General features: G+C 72.4%; 22 protein-coding genes. 11 read left to right on the top strand and 11 right to left on the bottom strand.

Annotated features, from left to right (window positions below):
• Positions 1–5 precede the first annotated feature (5 nt).
• Positions 6–455, bottom strand: coding sequence for a hypothetical protein (locus ABT057_RS04400; RefSeq protein ID WP_352340910.1), 450 nt, complete (start codon positions 453–455; stop codon positions 6–8).
• A 456-nt stretch (positions 456–911) separates the two neighbouring features.
• Here ABT057_RS04400 and ABT057_RS04395 point away from each other — a divergent pair, with 456 nt between their 5' ends.
• Positions 912–1,085 carry a hypothetical protein gene (locus ABT057_RS04395; protein WP_352340909.1) on the top strand — a complete coding sequence of 58 codons (174 nt, stop codon included), beginning with the start codon at positions 912–914 and terminating at the stop codon, positions 1,083–1,085.
• Between the two features lie 91 nt (positions 1,086–1,176).
• Here ABT057_RS04395 and ABT057_RS04390 read toward each other — a convergent pair whose 3' ends face one another.
• Together ABT057_RS04390 and ABT057_RS04385 are read right to left on the bottom strand one after the other, a co-directional pair.
• On the bottom strand, positions 1,177–2,523 hold the full coding sequence (locus ABT057_RS04390) for an amidase (RefSeq protein ID WP_352340908.1): 1,347 nt from the start codon (positions 2,521–2,523) through the stop codon (positions 1,177–1,179).
• 72 nt (positions 2,524–2,595) lie between these two features.
• Complete coding sequence (locus ABT057_RS04385; RefSeq protein WP_352340907.1) at positions 2,596–3,312, bottom strand: FadR/GntR family transcriptional regulator; 717 nt, start codon at positions 3,310–3,312, stop codon at positions 2,596–2,598.
• 163 nt (positions 3,313–3,475) lie between these two features.
• Here ABT057_RS04385 and ABT057_RS04380 point away from each other — a divergent pair, with 163 nt between their 5' ends.
• From ABT057_RS04380 to ABT057_RS04360, 5 genes are read left to right on the top strand one after another with little or no spacing between them, the layout of a single operon-like run.
• Positions 3,476–4,819 (top strand): L-fuconate dehydratase, encoded by a 1,344-nt coding sequence (locus ABT057_RS04380; protein ID WP_352340906.1) that lies wholly within the window; start codon positions 3,476–3,478, stop codon positions 4,817–4,819.
• The gene (locus ABT057_RS04375; RefSeq protein WP_352340905.1) at positions 4,816–5,574 is read left to right on the top strand and encodes an SDR family NAD(P)-dependent oxidoreductase; all 759 of its coding nucleotides are present in this window, start codon (positions 4,816–4,818) and stop codon (positions 5,572–5,574) included. Before ABT057_RS04380 ends, ABT057_RS04375 begins: the two co-directional genes overlap by 4 nt.
• The gene (locus ABT057_RS04370) at positions 5,571–6,539 is read left to right on the top strand and encodes an aldo/keto reductase (RefSeq protein WP_352340904.1); all 969 of its coding nucleotides are present in this window, start codon (positions 5,571–5,573) and stop codon (positions 6,537–6,539) included. Before ABT057_RS04375 ends, ABT057_RS04370 begins: the two co-directional genes overlap by 4 nt.
• A complete protein-coding gene (locus ABT057_RS04365) occupies positions 6,536–6,850 on the top strand; it encodes an L-rhamnose mutarotase (protein WP_352340903.1) in 315 nt (104 codons plus the stop codon). Before ABT057_RS04370 ends, ABT057_RS04365 begins: the two co-directional genes overlap by 4 nt.
• Positions 6,847–7,671, top strand: a complete 825-nt coding sequence (locus ABT057_RS04360) for an amidohydrolase family protein (protein ID WP_352340902.1) — start codon at positions 6,847–6,849, stop codon at positions 7,669–7,671. The genes ABT057_RS04365 and ABT057_RS04360 overlap by 4 nt, the downstream gene beginning before the upstream one ends.
• Here ABT057_RS04360 and ABT057_RS04355 read toward each other — a convergent pair.
• On the bottom strand, positions 7,659–9,080 hold the full coding sequence (locus ABT057_RS04355) for a lipase maturation factor family protein (protein WP_352340901.1): 1,422 nt from the start codon (positions 9,078–9,080) through the stop codon (positions 7,659–7,661). The genes ABT057_RS04360 and ABT057_RS04355 overlap by 13 nt on opposite strands.
• Before the next feature lie 99 nt (positions 9,081–9,179).
• Here ABT057_RS04355 and ABT057_RS04350 point away from each other — a divergent pair, with 99 nt between their 5' ends.
• Positions 9,180–11,288: a SpoIIE family protein phosphatase gene (locus ABT057_RS04350; RefSeq protein ID WP_352340900.1), complete on the top strand. Its 2,109-nt coding sequence runs from the start codon at positions 9,180–9,182 to the stop codon at positions 11,286–11,288.
• Positions 11,289–11,324: 36 nt separating this feature from the next.
• The gene (locus ABT057_RS04345; RefSeq protein WP_352340899.1) at positions 11,325–12,188 is read left to right on the top strand and encodes an Fpg/Nei family DNA glycosylase; all 864 of its coding nucleotides are present in this window, start codon (positions 11,325–11,327) and stop codon (positions 12,186–12,188) included.
• A gap of 1 nt (position 12,189) precedes the next feature.
• On the opposite strand, the gene ABT057_RS04340 is transcribed toward ABT057_RS04345, so the two are convergent.
• The 5 genes from ABT057_RS04340 to ABT057_RS04320 all read right to left on the bottom strand — a co-directional run bounded on the left by ABT057_RS04340 (position 12,190) and on the right by ABT057_RS04320 (position 16,740).
• On the bottom strand, positions 12,190–13,989 hold the full coding sequence (locus ABT057_RS04340; RefSeq protein WP_352340898.1) for a caspase family protein: 1,800 nt from the start codon (positions 13,987–13,989) through the stop codon (positions 12,190–12,192).
• Positions 13,990–13,992: 3 nt separating this feature from the next.
• Positions 13,993–14,409, bottom strand: a complete 417-nt coding sequence (locus ABT057_RS04335; RefSeq protein ID WP_352340897.1) for a hypothetical protein — start codon at positions 14,407–14,409, stop codon at positions 13,993–13,995.
• A 309-nt stretch (positions 14,410–14,718) separates the two neighbouring features.
• Positions 14,719–15,378 carry a zf-HC2 domain-containing protein gene (locus ABT057_RS04330; protein ID WP_352340896.1) on the bottom strand — a complete coding sequence of 220 codons (660 nt, stop codon included), beginning with the start codon at positions 15,376–15,378 and terminating at the stop codon, positions 14,719–14,721.
• 140 nt (positions 15,379–15,518) lie between these two features.
• Entirely contained in the window at positions 15,519–16,034 is a 516-nt protein-coding gene (locus ABT057_RS04325) for a hypothetical protein (RefSeq protein WP_352340895.1), read from the bottom strand.
• A 157-nt stretch (positions 16,035–16,191) separates the two neighbouring features.
• Positions 16,192–16,740, bottom strand: coding sequence for a sigma-70 family RNA polymerase sigma factor (locus ABT057_RS04320; RefSeq protein WP_352340894.1), 549 nt, complete (start codon positions 16,738–16,740; stop codon positions 16,192–16,194).
• Between the two features lie 253 nt (positions 16,741–16,993).
• Between ABT057_RS04320 and ABT057_RS04315 the strand changes: the two genes are divergently transcribed.
• Entirely contained in the window at positions 16,994–18,142 is a 1,149-nt protein-coding gene (locus tag ABT057_RS04315) for a CapA family protein (RefSeq protein WP_352340980.1), read from the top strand.
• Between the two features lie 90 nt (positions 18,143–18,232).
• Here the strand turns inward: ABT057_RS04315 and ABT057_RS04310 are convergent, their stop codons facing one another.
• Positions 18,233–18,718, bottom strand: a complete 486-nt coding sequence (locus ABT057_RS04310; RefSeq protein WP_352340893.1) for a universal stress protein — start codon at positions 18,716–18,718, stop codon at positions 18,233–18,235.
• A 334-nt stretch (positions 18,719–19,052) separates the two neighbouring features.
• On the opposite strand from ABT057_RS04310, the gene ABT057_RS04305 reads away from it, so the two are divergent.
• The gene (locus ABT057_RS04305; RefSeq protein WP_352340892.1) at positions 19,053–19,889 is read left to right on the top strand and encodes a polysaccharide deacetylase family protein; all 837 of its coding nucleotides are present in this window, start codon (positions 19,053–19,055) and stop codon (positions 19,887–19,889) included.
• Positions 19,890–19,924: 35 nt separating this feature from the next.
• On the opposite strand, the gene ABT057_RS04300 is transcribed toward ABT057_RS04305, so the two are convergent.
• A complete protein-coding gene (locus tag ABT057_RS04300; protein WP_352340891.1) occupies positions 19,925–20,596 on the bottom strand; it encodes a class F sortase in 672 nt (223 codons plus the stop codon).
• Positions 20,597–20,929: 333 nt separating this feature from the next.
• On the opposite strand from ABT057_RS04300, the gene ABT057_RS04295 reads away from it, so the two are divergent.
• Positions 20,930–21,436, top strand: a complete 507-nt coding sequence (locus ABT057_RS04295) for a hypothetical protein (RefSeq protein WP_352340890.1) — start codon at positions 20,930–20,932, stop codon at positions 21,434–21,436.
• Positions 21,437–21,484: the final 48 nt, after the last annotated feature.

The following is a 21,484-nucleotide window of genomic DNA, read 5'->3' as shown; positions in this document are numbered from 1 at the left end:
GACCCTCAATCGACAGCCCCGAGACGCGAGTTGCGCTCGGCGACCAGCTCCAGCACCGTCCGCCAGTCCTCGAGGACTCCCGCGTCGAACCCGGCGGCCCGGCCGTCCTCGTCGGCCTGACGGAGGCGGACGAGGTCGTCGTCGGCAGGGGGGCCGAGCCAGGGGTGCAGGGCCACGAGACGGGCGATGCGGGGGCCGAGCAGCGGCCGTACCGCGTCGGCGGCGCCCTCCGCCCGGCCGGCGGGGTCGGCGGGGCGCAGCAGGTGTCCGATCGGGTGGACGAGCCCGGTCAGCTGGAGTTCCTTGTCCGCCGGGCGACTTCGGCGCAGCAGTGCGGCCGTCCGCAGCGCGTGGTCGTGCAGGTCGGCCCCGGGGGCCCTGCCGTCCGTGGTCTCCCGTACGCCCCGGCACGCGTACAGCAGGTCCATCAGCTCCTCGACGCTGCGCAGTTCCATGCGTCAGTCCTCCCGCGAGACAGCCGTTCGGTACGTCAGCAGATCATGGCCCGCTTGCGACCGGGCGAACGGGACTTGAACGGCGCGACGGACCGGTGGCGACGCGCCCAGATGTACGCCGGACGGGTGAACTCAAGAGGTGCATCAGTGACTAAAAGGGTTCAATTCACCTGCGAGGACATGCGAGTGACGCGCCATGGTTACCCCAAATTTTCAGCCCTATCGAGCGGTACCCCGCTCATTTGGTTAGTCTATGTCGGACGGACAACAGGATGGAGTGCCACCCACACCCACCGTCCGTCTGGGACAAGCCGGTTCACAACGGCCAGCTCTCCTGGGAGTCACCGGCACCACCGCGTCGCCACCGACTCCAGCCAGACCCGAGGGAGCGTTCAGCGCCGGACCGCAGACTGGCCGGCACGCCCTGAGGGTGACCCGACACATAAGGAGTGCGCGGTGACACCGGAGAAGACGAATCGCGAGCAACGCCCCAAGGAACGCCAGGAGCGCGCCGGCCGCCGGCCCGGGGAGATCGGCAGCCTGGACGTGTGGGCGCGCTCCGCCCCGATCCGCCTCGCGGGCTACGAGGAAGACCTGGCCGAGGACCACATCCTGCCCAGCGTGGACTGACCCCGCGGGCCGGGTCCCTGGCGGCCGACCGCTCGCCGCATGGGTGTGCGCACATCCGGCGCACGCCCATGCAGGCCACGACCGCTCCGGTTCAGTCCAGCGGCGCGGTCCGCCGCCACGGCCGCAACGCCTCCAACCGAGCCGCCACCCGCAGCAGTTCCGCCTCCGAACCCGGCCGCCCCACCAGCTGTACCGCGGCCGGCGCACCGGACGGCAGCGTGCCGAACGGCACCGACATCGCCGGCCAGCCGGTCAGGTTCCACGGCGGGGTCAGCGGCGAGTAGTTCGTGTTCACCAGCACATTGCGCAGCCAGCCCCGCTCGTGCCAGGGCTCCGACCGCGGCGAGCGCCGCGCCAGCGCCGGCGTGAGCAGGACGTCGTACTCCGCGAAGAACGGCTCCAGCCGTCGGCGCAGCTCCTCCCGCGCCGTGCCGCCGTGCACCCCGTTCAGGAAACGCCGGCCGAGGGCGGCGTGCACCCGGGTGCGCCGGGCCAGCAGCCGCGGGTCGTAAGGCGCCGCGTCCACGGCCGTGCCCGCCGTCCAGTGGGCGAGCGAGGTGACGCCCAGGGAGAGGGGATACGGCGGGTCGGCCCGCCGCACCTGGTGGCCCGCCCGCATCAGCACCCCCGCCGCGTCCCGGGCCGCGCCCGCGTACGGAGCGCTGACCGTGACGCCGGCCAGCGGGCTGCGCAGCGACACCGCGACACTCGGCGCACCCGGCTCCCCGTCCTCGCCCGCGAACCCGGTGTCCGCGAGGACCGACAGCATCAGCCGGGCGTCCTCGACCGTCGTGGCCAGCGGGCCGTTCTCCGACATCCCGAACCAGTCGCCGTCGCCGATTCCCGCGGGCACCACCCCGTGGCCCGGCTTGATCGTCACCAGACCGCAGTTGGCCGCCGGTATGCGCAGCGAGCCCATGCCGTCGTTGCCGAGTGCGATCGGCACCATGCCGGCGGCGACCGCGGCCGCGCTGCCCCCGGACGAGCCGCCCGCCGTGCGCGAGGTGTCCCACGGGTTGCGGGCGGTGCCGTGCACGCCCTCCGTCGTACCGAAGACGCACAGCTCGGGCACGTTCGTCAGCCCCACGACCACCGCGCCGGCCGCCCGCAGCCGCGCCACCGTCACATGGTCGGCCCCCGCCGGCCGGTCCGGTGTGGCCGCCGAGCCGACCCGCATCGACTCGCCCCGCACGGCCAGATTGTCCTTGACCGCCACCGGCACCCCGGCCAGGGGGAGTCCGGCAAGATCGCCGCGGGCGGCCACCTCGTCCGCCTCGGCGAGCGCGGCCTCGGCCCGCACCACCCGGAACGCCCCGATCCGCCCGTCGAGACGCTCGATCCGCGCGAGGTGCTCGGCCACCACCTCACGGGGGGTGACCTGCTTCTCCCGCACGGCGGCGGCGATCTCGACGGCGGCCTTGCCGACCCAGGTGGTCACGGCAGCTCCTCTGCACTACTCGCGAGTACGTGGGGAGAACTCTGCCCCGCCCGACGCCCGGCGTCGAGAGGCTCAGGAGCCCACCTGCAACCTCAGCCACTCCTCCACCTCGCCCACGTGCGCGGCCGCCGCCGCGCGGGCCGCCTCCGGGTCGCGGGCGGCCAGGGCGCGGTGGATCGCCGCGTGTTCGCGGCGGGTGCGGTCGAAGGCGCCCTCCTCGCGGAAGCCGCGCCAGACCCGGGCCCGGAACGTGCGCGAGGACAGCCCCTCCAGGATCGCCGCCATCGTCTCGTTGCCGGCGGCCTCGGCGATCGCGCGGTGGAAGGCGAGATCGTGGGCGAGGATCTCGTCCGGATCGTCCGTGGCGTTCATCGCGGCCAAATGCCCCTCCACGACGGCCAGTTGCCCGGGCGTGATCCGGGCGGCGGCCAGCGCGGTCGCCGTCGACTCCAGGATCCGCCGCACCTCCAGCAACTCCACCAGGCGGGGCCCGCGCGAGAGATCGGCCACCACCCCGAACGTCTCGAGCAGGTCCCCGGCCTGCAGCTGGGTGACGTAGATGCCGGAGCCGTGCCGCGCCTCCACCACGCCCAGCACGGTGAGCGCCCGGATCGCCTCGCGCATCGAACTGCGGGAGATGCCCAGCTGCGCGGCGAGCTCACGCTCGGTCGGCAGCCGCTGGCCCGGTTCCAGCAGCCCTTCGCCGATCATCGCCTTGATCCGCTCGATGGCGCGCTGCGTCACCGTGCCCTTGGGGGTGGCGCCCGTGCCCTGCCGCGGCTCTTCCACGTGCTCTCTCCTGTCGCTGGTGCCGCGCAGTCTAGCCACCGATGTGGTCGGACCACTTGGGTCAATAACACTCGCTTTTCCCGGTCAGGGGCTGTTGCCGGGCGGAAGTGGTCTGATAAATATGGCGGCTGTCGCATGAGCACGCCAGATGAGGAGCCGACCGATGGCGCCGCCGACCACCCCCCGCGTCACCGCGGTCGAGACCCACGACATCCGCTTCCCCACCTCGCGCGAGCTCGACGGCTCCGACGCGATGAACCCGGACCCCGACTACTCGGCCGCCTATGTCGTCCTGCGCACGGACGCCGCCGACGGCCACGAGGGACACGGCTTCACCTTCACCATCGGCCGGGGCAACGAGGTACAGGTCGCCGCCATCGACACCCTGCGCGAGCACGTCCTCGGCCGGTCCGTCGACGAACTCTGCGCCGACCCGGGCACCCTCAGCCGCACCCTGATCGGCGACAGCCAGCTGCGCTGGCTCGGCCCCGAGAAGGGCGTGATGCACATGGCGATCGGCGCGGTCGTCAACGCCGCCTGGGACCTCGCAGCCAAACGCGCGGACAAGCCCCTGTGGCGGCTGCTCGCCGACGCCGACCCCGAGTGGCTGGTGAGCCAGGTCGACTTCCGCTACCTCACCGACGCCCTCACCCCCGAAGAGGCCCTCGATCTGCTGCGCCGCGGCAGGACAGGTGCCGAGGAGCGCGCGGCCCGGCTCCTGGAGCGCGGCTACCCCGCCTACACCACCTCCGCCGGCTGGCTCGGCTACGACGACGAGAAGCTGACCCGGCTCGCCACCGAGGCGGTCGCCGCCGGCTTCCGGCAGATCAAGCTCAAGGTCGGCGCGGACCTCGCCGACGACGTACGGCGCTGCCGCATCGCCCGGGCCGCCGTCGGCCCCGGCATCCGCCTCGCGGTCGACGCCAACCAGCGCTGGGACGTCGACGAGGCGATCCGCTGGACCCGTGCCCTCGCCGAGTACGACCCTTACTGGATCGAGGAGCCCACCAGCCCCGACGACGTCCTCGGCCACGCCGCGATCCGCAGGGCCGTCGCCCCGGTCAAGGTCGCCACCGGCGAGCACGTCCAGAACCGGGTGATGTTCAAGCAGCTCCTGCAGGCCGGCGCGCTCGACGTCCTCCAGCTCGACGCGGCCCGCGTCGGCGGCGTCAACGAGAACCTCGCCATCCTGCTGCTGGCCGCCAAGTTCGGCGTCCCGGTCTGCCCGCACGCGGGCGGCGTCGGCCTGTGCGAACTCGTCCAGCACCTGTCGATGTTCGACTACGTCGCCCTCACCGGCACCACCGAGGACCGCGTCATCGAGTACGTCGACCACCTCCACGACCACTTCGTCGACCCGGTGGCGATCAGGGAGGGGCACTACGTGACCCCGACCTCGCCGGGCTTCTCGGCGGCCATGCGCCCCGAGTCGATCGCGCGCTACACCTACCCGGGCGGCACCTTCTGGGCCGCCGACCTCGCAGGGCGGAAGGAGAACGCGGCGTGAGCGACTTCGAAGGGCTGAGCGCCCTGGTGACCGGTGGCGCGTCCGGCCTCGGCCGGGCCACCGCGGAGCTGCTGGCAGCGCGCGGCGCCCGGGTCGCCGTCCTCGACCTCGACCCCTCTGGAGTCGACAAGCCGCTTCTCGGCCTCCGCGCCGACGTCACCGACGACGCCTCCGTCCGTGCGGCGGTCGAGGCCGCCGTGGCCGGCCTCGGCGGCCTGGACGTCCTGGTCAACAACGCGGGCATCGGCGCCCAGGGCACCGTCGAGGACAACGACGACGCGGAATGGCACCGCGTCCTGGACGTCAACGTCGTCGGCATGGTCCGGGTGGCCCGCGCCGCCCTGCCGCATCTGCGCCGGTCGGAACACGCCGCGATCGTCAACACCTGCTCCATCGCCGCCACCGCCGGCCTGCCCCAGCGGGCGCTGTACAGCGCCACCAAGGGCGCGGTGTACTCGCTGACCCTCGCCATGGCCGCCGACCACATCCGCGAGGGCATCCGCGTCAACTGCGTCAACCCCGGCACCGCCGACACCCCGTGGATCGGCCGCCTGCTCGACGCGGCCGACGATCCGGCCGCCGAACGCGCCGCCCTGGAGGCCCGTCAGCCCACCGGCCGTCTGGTCAGCGCCGCCGAGGTCGCGGGCGCCGTCGCCTACCTGGCGAGCCCCCTCTCGGGCGCCACCACGGGCACCTCCCTCGCCGTCGACGGCGGTATGCAGGGCCTCCGGCTGCGCCCGGCGGCGACCCGATGACCGCCCTCGGCCGCAGCTCCGTCCAGGTCACCGGCCTCGGCCTGGGCGCCGCCCCCCTCGCGGGCCTGTTCACCGAGGTCACCGAGGAGCAGGCGCACGCCACCGTGGCCGCCGCCTGGGCGCGGGGCGTGCGCTACTTCGACACCGCGCCGCACTACGGGGTCGGCGTGTCCGAACGGCGGCTGGGAGCCGCCCTGCGCGAGCACCCGCGCGCCGAGTACACGGTGTCCACGAAGGTCGGCCGCCGCCTGGAGCCCTCCTCGGACGGCGGCGACGACCTGGCCAACGGCTTCGCCGTCCCGGCCACGCACCGCCGCGTGTGGGACTTCAGCGCCGACGGCGTACGGCGCTCCCTCGAGGAGTCCCTCGAACGGCTCGGCCTCGACCACGTCGACGTCGTGTATCTGCACGACCCCGACGACCACGCCGAGCAGGCCTTCCGCGAGGGCTACCCCGCCCTGGAGAAGCTGCGCTCGGAAGGCGTGGTGGGCGCGATCGGCGCCGGGATGAACCAGGCCGAGATGCTCACCCGGTTCGTCCGCGAGACGGACGTCGACGTGGTGCTCTGCGCGGGCCGCTACACCCTGCTCGACCAGCGCGCGAGCGTCGAACTGCTGCCCGCGGCCGTCGAGCGGGGCGTCTCGGTCGTCATCGGCGGGGCCTTCAACTCCGGCCTGCTGGCGGACCCGAAGCCCGAGTCGACGTACAACTACGACCGGGCGCCGGGCGAGCTGCTGCGGGCCGCCCTGCGCATGAAGGAGGCCGCCGAGCGGCACGGCACCACCCTGCGCGCCGCCGCGCTCGCCTTCTGCGCCGCCCATCCGGCGGTCGCGAGCGTCCTGGTCGGCGCCCGTTCGGCCGCCGAGGCCGAGGACTGCGCGCAGCAGTTCGCCACCCCCGTCCCGGCCGCCCTCTGGGAGGAGCTGAGGGACACCGGACTCCTGCCCGCGAAGGACGTGTCATGAGGGTCGCCCTGCACACCAAGGTCCGCGCCGACCGCACCGCCGAGTACGAGGCCGCGCACCGCGAGGTCCCGAAGGAACTCACGGACGCCATCACCGCCGCCGGGGCCACCTCCTGGACCATCTGGCGCAGCGGCACCGACCTCTTCCACGTCCTGGAGTGCGAGGACTACGCCCGCCTCCTCGCCGAGCTGGAGAACCTGCCGGTCAACGTGGCCTGGCAGGCCCGGATGGCCGAGCTGCTCGACGTGGTGCACGACTACTCAGGCGAGGGCGCGGACGCCGGCCTGCCCGTCGTGTGGGAGCTGCCGTGACCGTCGACGCCCACCACCATGTGTGGGACCTGTCCGTCCGGGACCAGGACTGGATCGGCGCGGGCAGCCCGATCCGGCGCGACTTCCGGATGGCCGATCTGGAACCCGAGGCCCGCGCCGCCGGGGTCGACCGCACGGTCCTCGTCCAGACGGTCACCGTGGCCGAGGAGACGCCCGAGTTCCTCGCCCTCGCGGCCGCCCACGAACTGATCGCCGGGGTCGTCGGCTGGACCGACCTCACCCGCCCGGACGTGGCCGACGAACTGGCCCGGCTGTCCGAACTCCCCGGCGGCCGGCACCTCAAGGGCATCCGTCACCAGGTCCAGGGCGAGAGCGACCCCGAGTGGCTGCTGCGCCCGGACGTCCGCCGGGGCCTCGGCGCCGTGCAGGAGGCGGGTCTCGTCTACGACCTGGTCGTCCTCCCGCACCAGCTGCCCGCCTGCGCGAAGGCGGCCGCCGCCCTGCCCGGACTCACCTTCGTCCTCGACCACCTGGGCAAACCGCCGATCGCCTCCGGCGCCCTGGAACCCTGGGCGTCCGACGTGCGGGCCCTGGCCGCCCTCCCCAACACGGTCTGCAAACTCTCCGGCATGCTCACCGAGGCCGACCCCGGCTCCCGGACCCCCGCCGGCCTGCGCCCGTACGCCGACATCGTGCTGGAGGCCTTCGGCCCGGACCGGCTGATGTTCGGCTCGGACTGGCCGGTGTGCACGCTCGTCGCCGGCTACGGCGAAGTGCTGGACGTCATGGGCCGGTTGGTGGGCGACGGCGACCGCGCCCAGGTCTTCGAGACCACCGCCGTCCGCGTCTACGGCCTCTGAGCCCGTGCCGCCAGCCGCGTCGGCGGCAGGTACTCGCGCACGTACGTCCGCTCCCAGCACGCGCCCGTCTCCCGCAGCTCCCGCCAGGTGGTGTACCGGTAGCGGAAGAGCCGGGCGCGGACATGGCGCGGCGGCTCGTCCGGCGGGAAGGGCGAGCGGCGCAGCAGCCGCAGGGTGTCGCGGTCGTTCTCCAGCAGCCGTTCCACCAGTGCGCCGAACCACGCACCGGCGTACGCGGGGGAGAGCGCCGCGAACCACATCAGCCAGTCCAGGCGCAGGTGGTACGGGGCGAACTGGCGTGGCCAGCGCCGGGGATCGCCCGGCTTGCCCCTGAACTCGTACTCCCGCCAGTCCGAGTCCTCGCGCGGTACGTCCTCGAGCGTGCCCTCGACCACCACCTCGTAGCGGATCCGGCTCACGCTGCCGAACGCGCCGTAGGTGTTGACCAGGTGCAGCGGGTCGAAGGAGCGGTTCATGACCTGGCGGCGGGAGAGCATGTTGACCACCGGGTGGTAGCTGAGGAAGACGATCAGCGCGGCCGCCGCGAGGACCACCACCTCGTACCAGAGCGGGGCGGCCGGACCGGACCGGTCGCCGGCGGGCAGTTCCAGCGCGGGCACGGCCAGCACCACGGTGATCCAGTTCAGCCAGGAGAAGTTGCCCGACAGGATCAGCCACAGCTGGGTCAGGATCATCAGCGTGGCGGCGGCCGTCGCGATCGGCTGCGGGGCGAACAGCAGGAACGGCACGACGAGTTGGGTGACGTGGTTGGCTGCCGCCTCCACCCGGTGCAGGGGCCTCGGCAGACGGTGGAAGAACCAGCTCAACGGGCCGGGCATGGGCTGCGTCTCGTGGTGGTGGTAGAGGCAGGTCAGCTTCCGCCAGCAGGCGTCGCCGCGCATCTTGATCAGACCCGCGCCGAACTCCACCCGGAACAGGATCCACCGCGCCAGGAACAGCACCACGACCGGCGGGGCCACCTCGTCGTTGCCGAGGAACACCGCGAGGAAGCCGGTCTCCAGGAGCAGGGACTCCCAGCCGAACGAGTACCAGGTCTGGCCGACGTTCACGATCGACAGGTACAGCGCCCACGGCACCAGCCACAGCAGCATCGCGGCCCACAGCGGGACCAGGCCGTCCAACCCCGCCAGCAGCCCCGCCGACACCGCGCACCCCGTCCACGCGCAGCCCGCGAACAGCCGGTCGGAGTAACGCCACTGGAACAGGCTCGGCGCCTGCCGAAAGGGCACCCGCTCGACGAACCGGGGCACCGGCAGCATCCCGCGCTCGCCCAGCAGGGCACGGAACTGCACGGCCGCCGTCAGGAACGCGACCAGGTACACACCGGCCAGCGCCCGCTGGAACACCAGCCGGCTCAGCCCGTACTCGGGTGCGGTGAACCAGTCCATGCCTGACGCCTTCCCCGTGTCCCCCGGGCCGAAGAAAAGCCGCGAGAACCTGAGCCCCCCCGGGTCGAAGAATCCGGCAAATGCTGGCAAGGTGGGCCCATGGTTGATCGGGGAGCGAGCGCCCTGTCACTCCCGGACGACTGGCCGGCCCACCCGGATCCGATCCTGGCGCTCAACCGCATGGGCAGCTTCGACTGGGACCTGGACTCGGGGCTGTTCCACATGGATGCCCGCGCGCACGAGATCTTCGACCTCAGGCCCGACGAGTACGACGGCGACCCCGCCTCCCTCTCCGTCCGCGTCCCCCCGAACGAGGCCATCCGGCTGGACGAGCTGGTCGCCCAGGCCATCAAGGACGGCAGCGAGAACTACGGCGCCTACTTCCGCATGCGGCTGCGCGACGGCGGTCTGCGCTGGACCCACACCCAGGGCTGCATCCGCCGTGACGACACCGGCCGCCCCCGCCGGATCGTCGGCATCGTCCGCGACGCCACCGACGAGCTCAGCGACCTCGCCGCCCGGGACGAGTCGGCCGCCCTCGACGACGCGCGCCGCGAGCAGACCAACGTCGTGCAGCTCACCACGGCCGCCCTCGCGCACGCCCGGACCGTGCAGGACGTCATCGACGTCCTCAAGGACACCCAGGGTCTCACCCATCTGGGCGCCACCAGCCTCGTGATGGGCCTGGTGGAGGCCGGCCGTATCCGGCTGATCGCCGAGGGCCCCGAGGGCAGCTTCGTGCCCGGCACCCTCGTCACCCGGATAGACGAGCCGTACCCGATGAGCGAGGTCGTGCGCACCCTCACCCCGCGCTTCATCGAGTCCCCTGAGGAGTTCGCGGCCGGCTACCCCGTGCTGTGGCCGCACATCACCGACCTGAAGATCACCGCGGCGGCCTATCTGCCGCTGATCGTCCAGGCCCGCCCGATCGGCGCGATGGGCCTGCTCTACAGCAACCGCAAGGGCTTCACCCAGGACGAACGCAACATCCTCGTCGCCCTCGGCAGCAGCATCGCGCAGAGCCTGCAGCGGGCCATGTTCTACGAGCAGGAGAAGGACATCGCCCAGAGCCTCCAGCAGGCCATGCTGCCGCGCACCATCCCCAGCGTGCCCGGCGCCGACGTCGCGGTCCGCTACCGCGCCGCCACCATCGGCGGGTCGCTGGGCCGGGACATCGGCGGCGACTGGTACGACCTGATCCCGCTGCCTGGAGGTACCCCCTCCGGGGGAGGCCGTGTCGGTGCCGTCATCGGCGACGTCCAAGGCCACGACACCCACGCCGCCTCCGTCATGGGCCAGCTGCGCATCGTGCTGAAGGCCTACGCCGCCGAGGGGCACACCCCGGCCACCGTGATGGCCCGTGCCTCCGTCTTCCTCCACGAACTCGACACCGACCGCTTCGCCACCTGCCTCTACGCGGAGGCCGACCTGTCCACCGGCGTCGTCCAGGTGGTCAGGGCCGGCCACATCGACCCCCTGCTACGGGGCTCGGACGGCAGCTGCCGGCGCGTCCCGGTCCCCGGCGGGCTGCCGCTGGGCCTGTCCGCCGAGTTCGGCAGTCTGGATTACCCGGTGGGCAAGGTCGAACTCGACCCCGGCGAGATTCTGCTGCTGTGCACCGACGGCCTCGTCGAACAGCCCGGCGCCGACCTCGACGACGGCATGCGCGGCCTCGCCTCGCTGGTCGCCGCCGGCCCCGACGACGTACGCCGCCTCGCCGACCGGCTGATCGAAGCGGCCGAGGAGCGCGGCGGGGACGACGACGTCGCCCTGCTCCTGCTGCGCCGGCGCGGCCAGGACACCCCGAGCAGCGGCGGCCGGCTCCAGCAGCATGTGGCGCCCGGCGACCCCGAGGCGCTCACCGCGGCCCGGCACATGATCCGCGCCGCCGTGCGCGCCTGGGACGGCCAAGGCCGCGCCGACGAGATCGAACTCGTCGCGGACGAACTGGTGACCAACGCCCTCATGCACACCGAGGGCGCGGCGATCGTCACCCTGCGGGTCCTCACCGGCAGCCGCGAGCGGCGGCTGCGGGTCGAGGTCGAGGACTCCTCCAGCGCCCTGCCGCGCCGCCGGGAGGCCGGCGAGTCGGGCGTCTCGGGACGGGGTCTGCTCCTGGTGGACCTGCTGTCGGACGTGTGGGGCGTGGAGGCGCGCGGCGGCGGCAAGTGCGTGTGGTGCGAGTTCGTCGTACGGGAGGACCGCTGACGGAGGACCGCGGACCCCTCGTGGCACTCTGGACGTATGCCGGAACTCCCCGAGGTCGAAGCGCTGAAGGACTTCCTGACGGAGCACGTCGTCGGCCACGAGATCGTGCGTGTGCTGCCGGTCGCGATCAGCGTCCTGAAGACGTACGACCCTCCGCTCACCGCCGTCGAGGGCCACGAGGTCACCGCGGTGCGCCGGTACGGCAAGTTCCTCGACCTGGTGACGGACGGCGGACCGCACCTGGTCACCCACCTCGCCCGCGCGGGCTGGCTGCACTGGAAGGACCGGCTGCCGGACGGCCCGCCCCGCCCCGGGAAGGGGCCTCTCGCCCTGCGGGTCGCCCTGGAGACGGGCGAGGGATTCGACCTCACCGAGGCCGGCACGCAGAAACGGCTCGCCGTGTACGTGGTGCACGATCCGCAGGAGGTCCCCGGCGTGGCCCGGCTCGGCCCCGACCCGCTCGCCGCCGACTTCGACGAGCCGCGCCTCGCCGCTCTCCTCGCGGGCGAACGACGGCAGCTCAAGGGAGCCCTGCGCGACCAGACCCTCATCGCCGGCGTCGGCAACGCCTACAGCGACGAGATCCTGCACGCGGCCCGCATGTCCCCCTTCAAACTCGCGGCCTCGCTCACCCCCGAGGAGACCCACACCCTGTACGAGGCGCTGCGCACCACGCTCACCGAGGCGGTGGAGCGCTCGCGGGGGCTGGCGGCGGGGCGCCTCAAGGCCGAGAAGAAGAGCGGCCTGCGGGTCCACGGACGCACCGGCGAGCCCTGTCCGGTCTGCGGCGACACCGTCCGCGAGGTCTCCTTCAGCGACTCCTCGCTCCAGTACTGCCCCACCTGCCAGACGGGTGGCAGGCCGCTCGCCGACCGGCGGCTGTCGCGGCTGCTGAAGTAGGTCACCAGTGGGCGCTGCCCACGAGGTAGGTCACCAGGGCGACCACGGCCAGGACCAGGGACGGGAGAGCCAGGCCCTTCGCCCACGAGACGAGGGCTCCTGTGGTGCGGGACGCCGACTCCGGGTAGCGGTCCTGCCGTGCGCCCAGGTCGTGCCGGGCCAGCCCGCAGAGGACGAGTGCGGCGGGTGCGGTGATCAGGGCCACGGTGAGCGGCACGAGCACGCCGAGATCATGGACGTACCACTCGATCTGCCCCTCCCGCCCGTCGTCGAGCCGCATGTCCACGGCGTCCGCCGCTTTCCGGAGGACCAGGACGACGGTGACGATCGCCGTGACGGCGAGCGCGAGGGCGGCGCCGGCGAGGGCCGGTGCGGGGATCCGGCGGGACCCGCGTGGGGGTGGGGGCGGCGGTGGCGGTGGCGGCGGCGGAGGGCCGACGGTGACCGTCTTCTGCGTGCGTCTGACGGACGATCGGGAGTCGATGACCGCCGTGTCCGTACCGGCATGCGGCGGCCGCCGGGGAGGGTCGGGGACGTCCGGCCCGGGAGCGGGGGTCACCACCGCCTCCACGTGGACCACGGCGTCGTCGGCGACGCCCTTGAGCACGATGTCACCGGACCTTTGCCCCTCGGTGGTCGTGTCCACGTTGACCTTCAGACCGCCCGGGACCGGTTCGACCCGCAGCCAGGACTGCGTGGACTGGGCGACGCAGTGCCGGGCGAGGGGCGGGCCGCCCAGGGTCACCGACTGCCGCGGCGGTTGCGACCCCCGCGCCACCCGGCCGAAGTCCAGCCTGCTCGGTGAAGGCGTCACACGGATCTTGCGCAGTGCGTTGCGCGCCTCCTCGGCGACCTGGTGGACATCGTTGCGCGCGATCTCCTCGAGGTCCTGGCGCGCGCCCTCCGCCACGGGCAGGTACTCGCTCCTCAGCCGGCGCCGCAGTTCCACGACGGCGCCCTGCCGGGTGTTGAGGTTGTCGCTGTGGATGTCGGCCCGCAGGGACTCGGGCGAGTCCACTTGGACGATCTTGATGCGGCCGCGCAGGCTGTGCGCCAGACGCAGTTCCCCCTCCATCTCCACGTTCTTCTGAGGTGTCTGGTGGGGGTTCGCCTCCCGGACACGGTCATAGACGTACTCGTAGAGAGCGTCGAGGGTGATCTCGCCGGTTCCGTTGCGATCCGGCTCGCCGGTCTCCAGTCCCTGCACCACCGCGTGGGTGAACACCGAGGGCTGTGGGGCGGAATCGGTGAGGTCGGGACCCTCGAAGGCGTACTCCATGGAACTGGACGCCGTGATGACGGCCCTGCCCCGACCCCCGGGAGGTTTTTCGCCCGCGAAGGACTCGAGGACGTGCACCTTCCCGGAGGCGCGGGTGGACGACCCCCGCGAAAAGGCGCCCGCGTAGCAGCAGTCGAGGAACAGGACGGTGCTGCCCGCCCGTGTGTCGGCCATGCAGCGACGGACGAACTGGGCGGGAATCGCGGTGGCGTCCAGCAGTTCGTGGTCGGTGTCCTTGGCGGCGAAGTACAGGTCGCCGGACTCGCTCTTGAGCCCGTGGCAGGAGAAGTGCACCAGGAGCGTGTCGTCGCGTACGCGTTTGTTGAAGAAGGCCTGGATGCACCGGCGCAGTTCCTGGACGGACCTGTTTTCCATGACCTCGACCTCGAAATCGCCGACCTCGGGGTCCCGCAGCACCCCGGCGAGGGCCGTGGCGTCCTTCCCCGGTGCCCGCAACTGCTTGAGCCCCTGGTCGTCGTACCGGTCATTGGCGATGATCAGGGCATGGCGGGTGGTGGTCATGGCTCAGGCCTCGATGGTGGAATGGCGTTCGATGAACCGGTTGAACGCCTCTTCCACCTGTTCCGTCGTCGCCTCGGAGATCTCGATTTCGTCGTCGTCCAGCTTCAGCCGCAGGGTGGGGCGGGAGCCGTGGGAGCGGCTGCGCCATTCACGGACGGCGTTCACGATCTGGGACAGGGCGGCGGCCGATTTGCCCAGGCCCACCAGAAGGCCTCCGATCACGAGGATGTCCAGCGCCCGGGTGCCGGGCGGGGCTTCCTCCTCGCCGGTGACGGGCCTGACGTAGTCCACGTCGAGCTGCAGAAGTTCCTGGCGCAGGAATTCGGTCAGTTCCGCGATCTCTTCGGGGTCCGCGCCCTCTTGGGTCACGTCGATTCGCAAAGTGTTTTCCATCGGTGGCTCCACGTCCGGTGGTTCCACGCCGTCAGCAATATTTTCTTCCGTGGCGGGCGCCGCCGCAAATCACGGGCGGCGTACCGGGCCAGTGCGCGATATTCAACCTGCTGAAATCGTGCGGGATTCAACTTGCGGATTCCTCGCCCGGCTTGCGCCTTCGTTTTCGCGCAAACATGCTGGAACAGACGATCGGGAATCATTCGTCGGAATCCACATCATCGCGGCGGCGGCGACGGCGTCATGTCGCCGAACTGCTTGCCGCCCGGCCGTCCCGGCCGACGACCGCTGTCGCTGCCCCGTGGAGGGGCCCATGTCCAGCGCGCCGTGCCGGGGTCACTGCGAGGGCAGGGTCACCAGGTGCTCGCCGCCGGTGGTGCGCAGTTCGTACCGGGCGACCTCGTCGGGGTGGTAGGCGGCGCCGCCGTGCATCGTGTTCGGGCGGGCGTCGTGCGTGGGAACGGACCAGCTGGTGACGGTCTGCTCGGAGCCGTCGTGACCGATGGCGATCAGCCGGCAGTCGCGCGGACCCGCCCCGTCCTTCACCTTCAGTTCGATGTCGCTGCCCCACACCTTGTCCTCGACCGTCACCTGGGCCCACACTCCCGACTTCTCGTCGGTGGCGGTGACCCGCACGGCGTCGGCGTCGTCACCGCCGCCGCCCGCCATCATGGCGAGCGCGGGTGCGGCCAGGGCGACCACCACGGACGCGGCCAGGGCGAACATCACCCGCCGCCGGGCCGCCCGGTGGCGGACGGCCACCTCGGCGAGCAGCTTGTCCAGCAGCCGCGGGCCCGGCCCCGCGAAGGGGTGCACGGTGCGCGGGGTCGCCCGCCGGTAGAGCATCATCTGGCGGGCGGTGGGGCCGAACTCGGTGACCTGCGCCGCGCACTGGGGACACTCCATGAGGTGGTCCTCGAAGCGGAAGGCTTCCGCCTCGTCCAGCACGCCCAGCGCGTACGCGGCGACGTCGCGATGCCTTTCCAGGGACCTCATGCCGAAACCTCGTGCCGTTGGGTGCCAGTGGGGTTGCTCCTTGCCCCCACCGGTACGGGCCCGGCACCTGAATCACTCAGCCGCGTACCGAATCGTGACCCAAGTGTTCGGAGCGGCCGGGCCCCCGGATTGGTCCCGATCTAAAAAAGATGGATGGCGAGGTGTCCGAGGGGCAGTCCGAGCTGCCAGGCGGGCGTCCAGACCTTGGGTCCCTCGTCCTCGCCGAGGCCCGGCGCACCGCCCGGCACCGCGTTGAGGTCGGGTGCGAGCAGCTCGGTCTCCTCCAGCCACCGCCAGGCCGCCGCGGCCAGCTCCAGATCGGGTGCGGGCCCCTCCGCCTCGGCGGCCTCGGCCGTCAGTTGTTCCATACGTTCCGCGACCCAGTCCTGCCACGGCTGGTCGTACGCCGTGAGCGAAAGCCAGGTCTCCAGTTGAGTGACCACCCGGATGCCGGGGAGCTCACCGTCGGTGTCGGACAGGAAGATGGTGAGCGCCAGGGCGTCGCGCCCGGCGCGGAACTCGAAGGACGTCGGCGGCATCAGATCGCCGGTCCGCAGCAGTTCGTCGGCGATGTACTCGGCGTACAACCAGGCCATGGGGACGGTGAGTTCACCGCCGCCGGTGCCGTCCGTGCTCTGGTGACCTCTGTGCAGCATCCCTTCCTGCCTTCCTCCGGTGCGTGCGCGTCGCCCGTCGCCGGGACCCCTTGGAGTCCGGTGGCGGGCCCCATCCGGAACACGGATAAGGACACCCGATTACTCAAGCAGGGTCCTCGGCAAGGCACTTTACGGAGGCTTGACTCGACTGTGGGTTTCAGTCCAGGTCGGGCGCGTATCCGGGAAGCACCCGACGCAGGGCGCGCAGCGCGTAGAACGCGCGGGACTTCACGGTACCGGGCGGGATTCCGAGGGTCTCCGCGGCCTCCGCCACACTCGCCCCCTGGAAATACACCAGCACCAGGACTTCGCGGTGCTCCGGAGTGAGTGTCTTCACAGCCTCGCGCACATCGAGGGCCGCGGCCGCCCGCTCGGCGTGGTCGGCGCAGTCCGGCGCGTTCTCCAGCACCGCGTCGCCGACCTCGGCAGGGCGCGCCTGCCGGGCCCGCCGAGCGTCGATCGCCAGCCGCCGGCCGACGGTGAGCAGCCAGGGCCGTACGGAGTCGAAGGTGTCGGCACGCAGCGCCTCGGGGTGCTGCCAGGCGCGGACGAGGGTCTCCTGCACGAGGTCCTCGGCGCGCTGGCGGTCGCCGTCACAGAGCCTCAGCAGCAGCGCGAAGAGCGGCCGGCCGTGCTCGCGCTGCAGTGCGGCGAGCTCGTGCTCGGCGGTCGTCGTCCTGGCGGGGAGGGTGATTCCGGCGGTCATGGGCGTATGGCACCGCAAGGGGCCGGATCCGGACAGGGTGCGCACACGGACTCTGCGACGGACGGTCGATCGCGTCGACGAACGGTTCGACGAACGGTCGCCGCTTACGCCGATCGCGGGCATCGGGCGGGGCGCAGGGAGTGCCGGGGCCGCGCGCCCGGGCTCATGCGCTAGGAGTGTTGCGTGCGTAAATATGACAAACCATCAGATTATTCGGATTCCTCGGATCCAGCAGAATTGGGGTGATCCCGTGATCGTCGGACGCAGACACCTGGTGGCCCTGGCCCTGACCGCCGTCCTCGCCGCGGCCGCCGCCTGCCAGGACCGCGAGGAGAGCCCGGCCCGGCACCCCGGCCCGCCGGCCCCCTCCGCCGCGGCCGGCTTCACCCTCGTGGCCACCGGCGACGTCCTCCCGCACAGCTCGGTCGTCGAACGCGCGCAGTTCGACGCCGGAGGCGCGGGGTACGACTTCCGCCCCATGTTCGAGGACGTCAAGCCGGTCGTCTCCGGCGCCGACCTGGCCCTGTGTCACATGGAGACCGTCTACGGCGCGAACGGCGTCTACACGGGCTACCCCGCCTTCAGGTCCCCGCCCGAGATCGCCCAGGCCCTCGCCGCCACCGGCTACGACGGCTGCTCCACCGCCTCCGCCCACAGCCTCGACGACGGGGCCCCGGGCGTCCAGCGCACCCTGGACACCCTCGACGCCGCAGGGGTACGGCATGCCGGCACCGCCCGCACCGAGGCCGAGGCCGGCACGGTCACCCTGCTGCGTGCGGGCCCGGCGAAGGTCGCCCATCTCGCCTACACCAACGGCACCGACTACCCGCTGCCCCCGGGCCAGCCCTGGACCGTCGACTTCGTCGACGAGAGCCGCATCCTGGCCGACGCCAGGGCCGCTCGCAAGGCGGGCGCCGACGTGGTCGTCGTGTCCCTGCACTGGGGCACGGAATGGCAGGAGGCGCCGGACGACCGTCAGCAGGCACTCGCCCGCGGCCTCACCGCCTCCCGCACCGACGGCCGGCCCGACGTCGACCTGCTGCTCGGCACCCGCACCCATGTGCCGCAGGCGTACGAGAAGGTCAACGGCACCTGGGTCGTCTACGGACTGGGTGACCAGATCGCCGGTGAGATGTTCAACCAGCAGGGCGTCCAGGACCCGCGCGGCAACCAGTCCACCGTCGCCCGCTTCACCTTCGCCCCGCCGGCCCGGCCCGGCGGCCGCTGGGAGGTGCGCAGGGCCGAGTTCCTGCCGCAGTTGTTCGACGTCGACGCGGGCCGGGTGGTCGACCTGGGCAAGGCGATGGCGAACGGCGCCGGCGTCCAGGGTGTGCGCGACCGCATCCGGGACGTCGTCCTCAGCCGGGGCGCGGCGAAGGACGGGCTGGTCATGGGGGAGTAGCCGGCCGGGCCCGGACCGGTCGGCCGTCGGCGTCACCGGACTCGAACGTCTTCAGCCGGAGCGTCCGGAAGCGGTCGTGCGGCCGTCGCCCTACGGCACCACCGTCACAGGCCACCGCCCCGCCTTCACCAGCCGCACCGCGACCGAGCCCACGATCCGGTGCCCTGTCCGCTCGGAGGCGCCCACCACCACCGCGTCGGCCTTCAGTTCGTCCGCGGCCCTCGCCAGGCCGCTGTACGGGTCGCCCTGGAAGGTGTGGAACTCCCAGCGCACGTCGAATATCCCGCGCACGCCCTCGGTGGCCTCCCGGATCTGCGCGACCAGGTCGTCGGCGATCTGCCCGGTCGTCTCCGCGACGGGCACCCCGAACGCCGCTCCCGCCGCCATCACCGGCTGCACGTAGACCACGGCGAGCAGCGCGTGCTGGCGGCGGGCCAGGCCGCCCGCGTAGGCCGCGGCGCGCAGCGAGGAGTCGGAGCCGTCCACGCCGACCAGGATCACCTTGGGGCCGTCCGTGCCCCGCTCGAACCGCTGCGAGGGCTCCTGCGAGGGCTGGTGCGAGTGCTGTTCCGTCACGGCCCGAGGCTATCGGAACCCCCGGGTCCGGCCCGGGCGCGGGTCCGCTCGACGGGGCCTGGCCTGCCCGGCCTCCCCGCCTTCCGACAGGACTTCCCCGCCGGCGTCGCTCCGCTCACCCGCGGCACCGAACCGGGCACCGTCCGACCGGAGTTGGCCGAACCGGCCGCACCACGCCGCCGCCTCACCGAGCCGGGCGCCCACGAGGACGCGATGCCCCCCGCCGGCGGTCTGGGCAGCCGCGCACGCGGGGCTGCGCCGGGCGGGTGGAATCGTGCCGCCGGAGCGGTGTCGTGGTGCTGCGCCGGGCGTCCGGCGGGCGACTGATGAGTGCATGAAGAAGGATCAGTTGTTCACCCGCCGCCGGGCGTTGTCCGTCGGTGCCGCCGCCTTGGTGGGGGCGGCCGGTACGGCCGGGCTGTTCGCATGGGACGAGAAGGCGGGCGGAGCCGCCCCGCCCACCGCGGGCGGGACCGCCCGCGGCCTTCCGCTGAAACCCTCCGCCTACCGCCTCGAGCCCCTCACCGGATACGGCCCCCCGCGCCCCGAGGCCGCCCGCCCCCCGGTTCGCCGCGAACCCCTGCTGAACATCTCCGGCCGCGGCCGGACCATGGTGCTGACCTTCGACGACGGCCCCGACCCCCGCTACACCCCGCACATCCTCGACACCCTCGCCGAGTACGGTGTCCGCGCGATGTTCTTCGTGTGCGGCGAGATGGCCGCGTACCACCAGGACCTGCTGGGCCGGATGGCCGACGAGGGGCACGTCGTCGGCAACCACACCTGGTCCCACCCCCTGCTCACCACCCTCACCCGGCGCCGGATCCGTTCCGAGATGACCCGTACCAGCGAGGTGATCGAGGAGGGGTACGGGCAGCGCCCCCGCTGGTTCCGCGCCCCCTACGGAGCCTGGAACCGGGCCGCCTTCCAGATCGGCGCCGAACTCGGCATGGACCCTCTCGCCTGGACGATCGACACCCGCGACTGGACCACTCCCGGCACCGGCTCCATCGTCGACCGGGTCGAGAGCGGCGCCGCTCCCGGCGTCGTCGTCCTCTCGCACGACGCCGGCGGCGACCGCACCCAGAGCGTGTGGGCCCTGCGCCGCTACCTCCCCCGGCTGATCGACTCCGGCTACCACATCACCGTCCCCCAGCGGCAGTACACCTGAGCCGGGCCGCCCCCGCCCGCCCGGCCGGGGACCGTTCAGCGGACCTCGACCAGGCGGGCGAAGGCGACGACGTTCCCGTCGTATCCGTTCGCCTTGGAGAAGCCGCCGCCACAGGTGATCACCCGGAGTTCGGGAGAGCCCTTGGAGGCATAGACACGGTCCCCGGGAAAGTTGTTCTTCGCGAAGACCTCGACGCCGTAGATCTCGAACTCCGCGGTCTTTCCGTCCTGGCGCGCCACCTCGACGCGATTTCCCTTCTTCAGCGCCCCGAGCCCGTAGAACACGGCCGGTCCGAGGTGGTTGTCGACATGGCCGACCACGACCGCCGTCCCCTTCTCCCCGGGCGACACACCACCGGTGAACCAGCCCGCCAGATTCGGGTCCTCCGGCGGCGGGGCGGCCACCCAGCCGTCCGCGTCGAGACCGACCGCAATCACCGGCGCGTCCACCCGGATCGCGGGAATCCGGACCCGGTCGGGCACGCCGTACGGGAGCGCGGCCGGTGCCCCACCGAGGACGTCCTGGGTGCTGCGGCTGTCCGCGGCCGCGGCCGCGGCGGGCTGCGGCGGGCCGATGTCGAATTCCCCCGAACCATTCCGGATGAGCGCGAGACCGGTCAGCAGAACGAGCGCTATCACACCCCAGGGGGCACGCTTCTTCGGCCGATCCTCCCCTTCCGTCACCTCGAACAGTTCGTACCCAGACATGCGGCATCCCCTTTCGACACGGCCGTCGCCGTGTCCCTCAGCGCATACCAGAACGCTAAGTCCCGCATCGGGAACCGGCGACGGCTCGAGCGCGAACGGGTGGCCCCCGCGCCTTTCGGTGCGCCATCCGAGTCGCCGCCGAAACTAATTTTCTGACGGTCCGTGACCTGCGGCGATATCCCTTTGCATGCTTTTTGCCCGGCGTGTCCTCTCACCAGGACGGACCATTCCCGACATGCGGGCCCGTGCAGGGCATCTGAGGGTCGTTCCGGGAGGCGTTCTCTCGCCGACAGACCGGGGACGGGCCCCGGGGCGCCTTTCGCGGAGGAACTCATGCGCACCACTCGTCTTCTGACGGCCTCGGCGGTCTCGGCCGCCGCGGTCGCCGCTCTCGGCCTCGCCGCCCCCGTGGCCGCGGCACGCGACGGAATGAACGTCAACCCGAGCAACATCGTCGTCCTGCCCCAGGTGATCGCCCGGGGCGGCCAGATCACCGTCACCGTCGACGGCTGCCCGGCCGGCGGCACCATGACCTCGGACGCCTTCGGCACCGCCACCCTGACCTCGCTCAACGGCGCCAACCAGACCGCCAGGGGCACCGCCACCATCAGCGGCAACGCCCGGCCCGGCACCTACGACATCACCGTCACCTGCTCCGGCCGCAGCCTGACCAGCCCCCGCGCCTTCACCGTCCTCGGCGGGGTCCGCGGCGGCCTCGGCGGTGGCAGCTCCATCGGCGCCACGCCGACCGACCTCGCCATCGGCGGCGGGCTGGTGGCCGCGGCCGTGGCCGGCGGCGGCGTGTTCTGGATGCGCCGGCGTGCCGAACGCCGTATCTGAACACACCTCACCCCGGTGAGGACGCCGACGGCCGACGTCCTCATCGGG

It is taken from the genome of Streptomyces sp. NPDC002588, from assembly GCF_040295925.1.
Lineage (GTDB): Bacteria > Actinomycetota > Actinomycetes > Streptomycetales > Streptomycetaceae > Streptomyces.
This window is presented reverse-complemented; position numbering and strand designations above follow the sequence as displayed.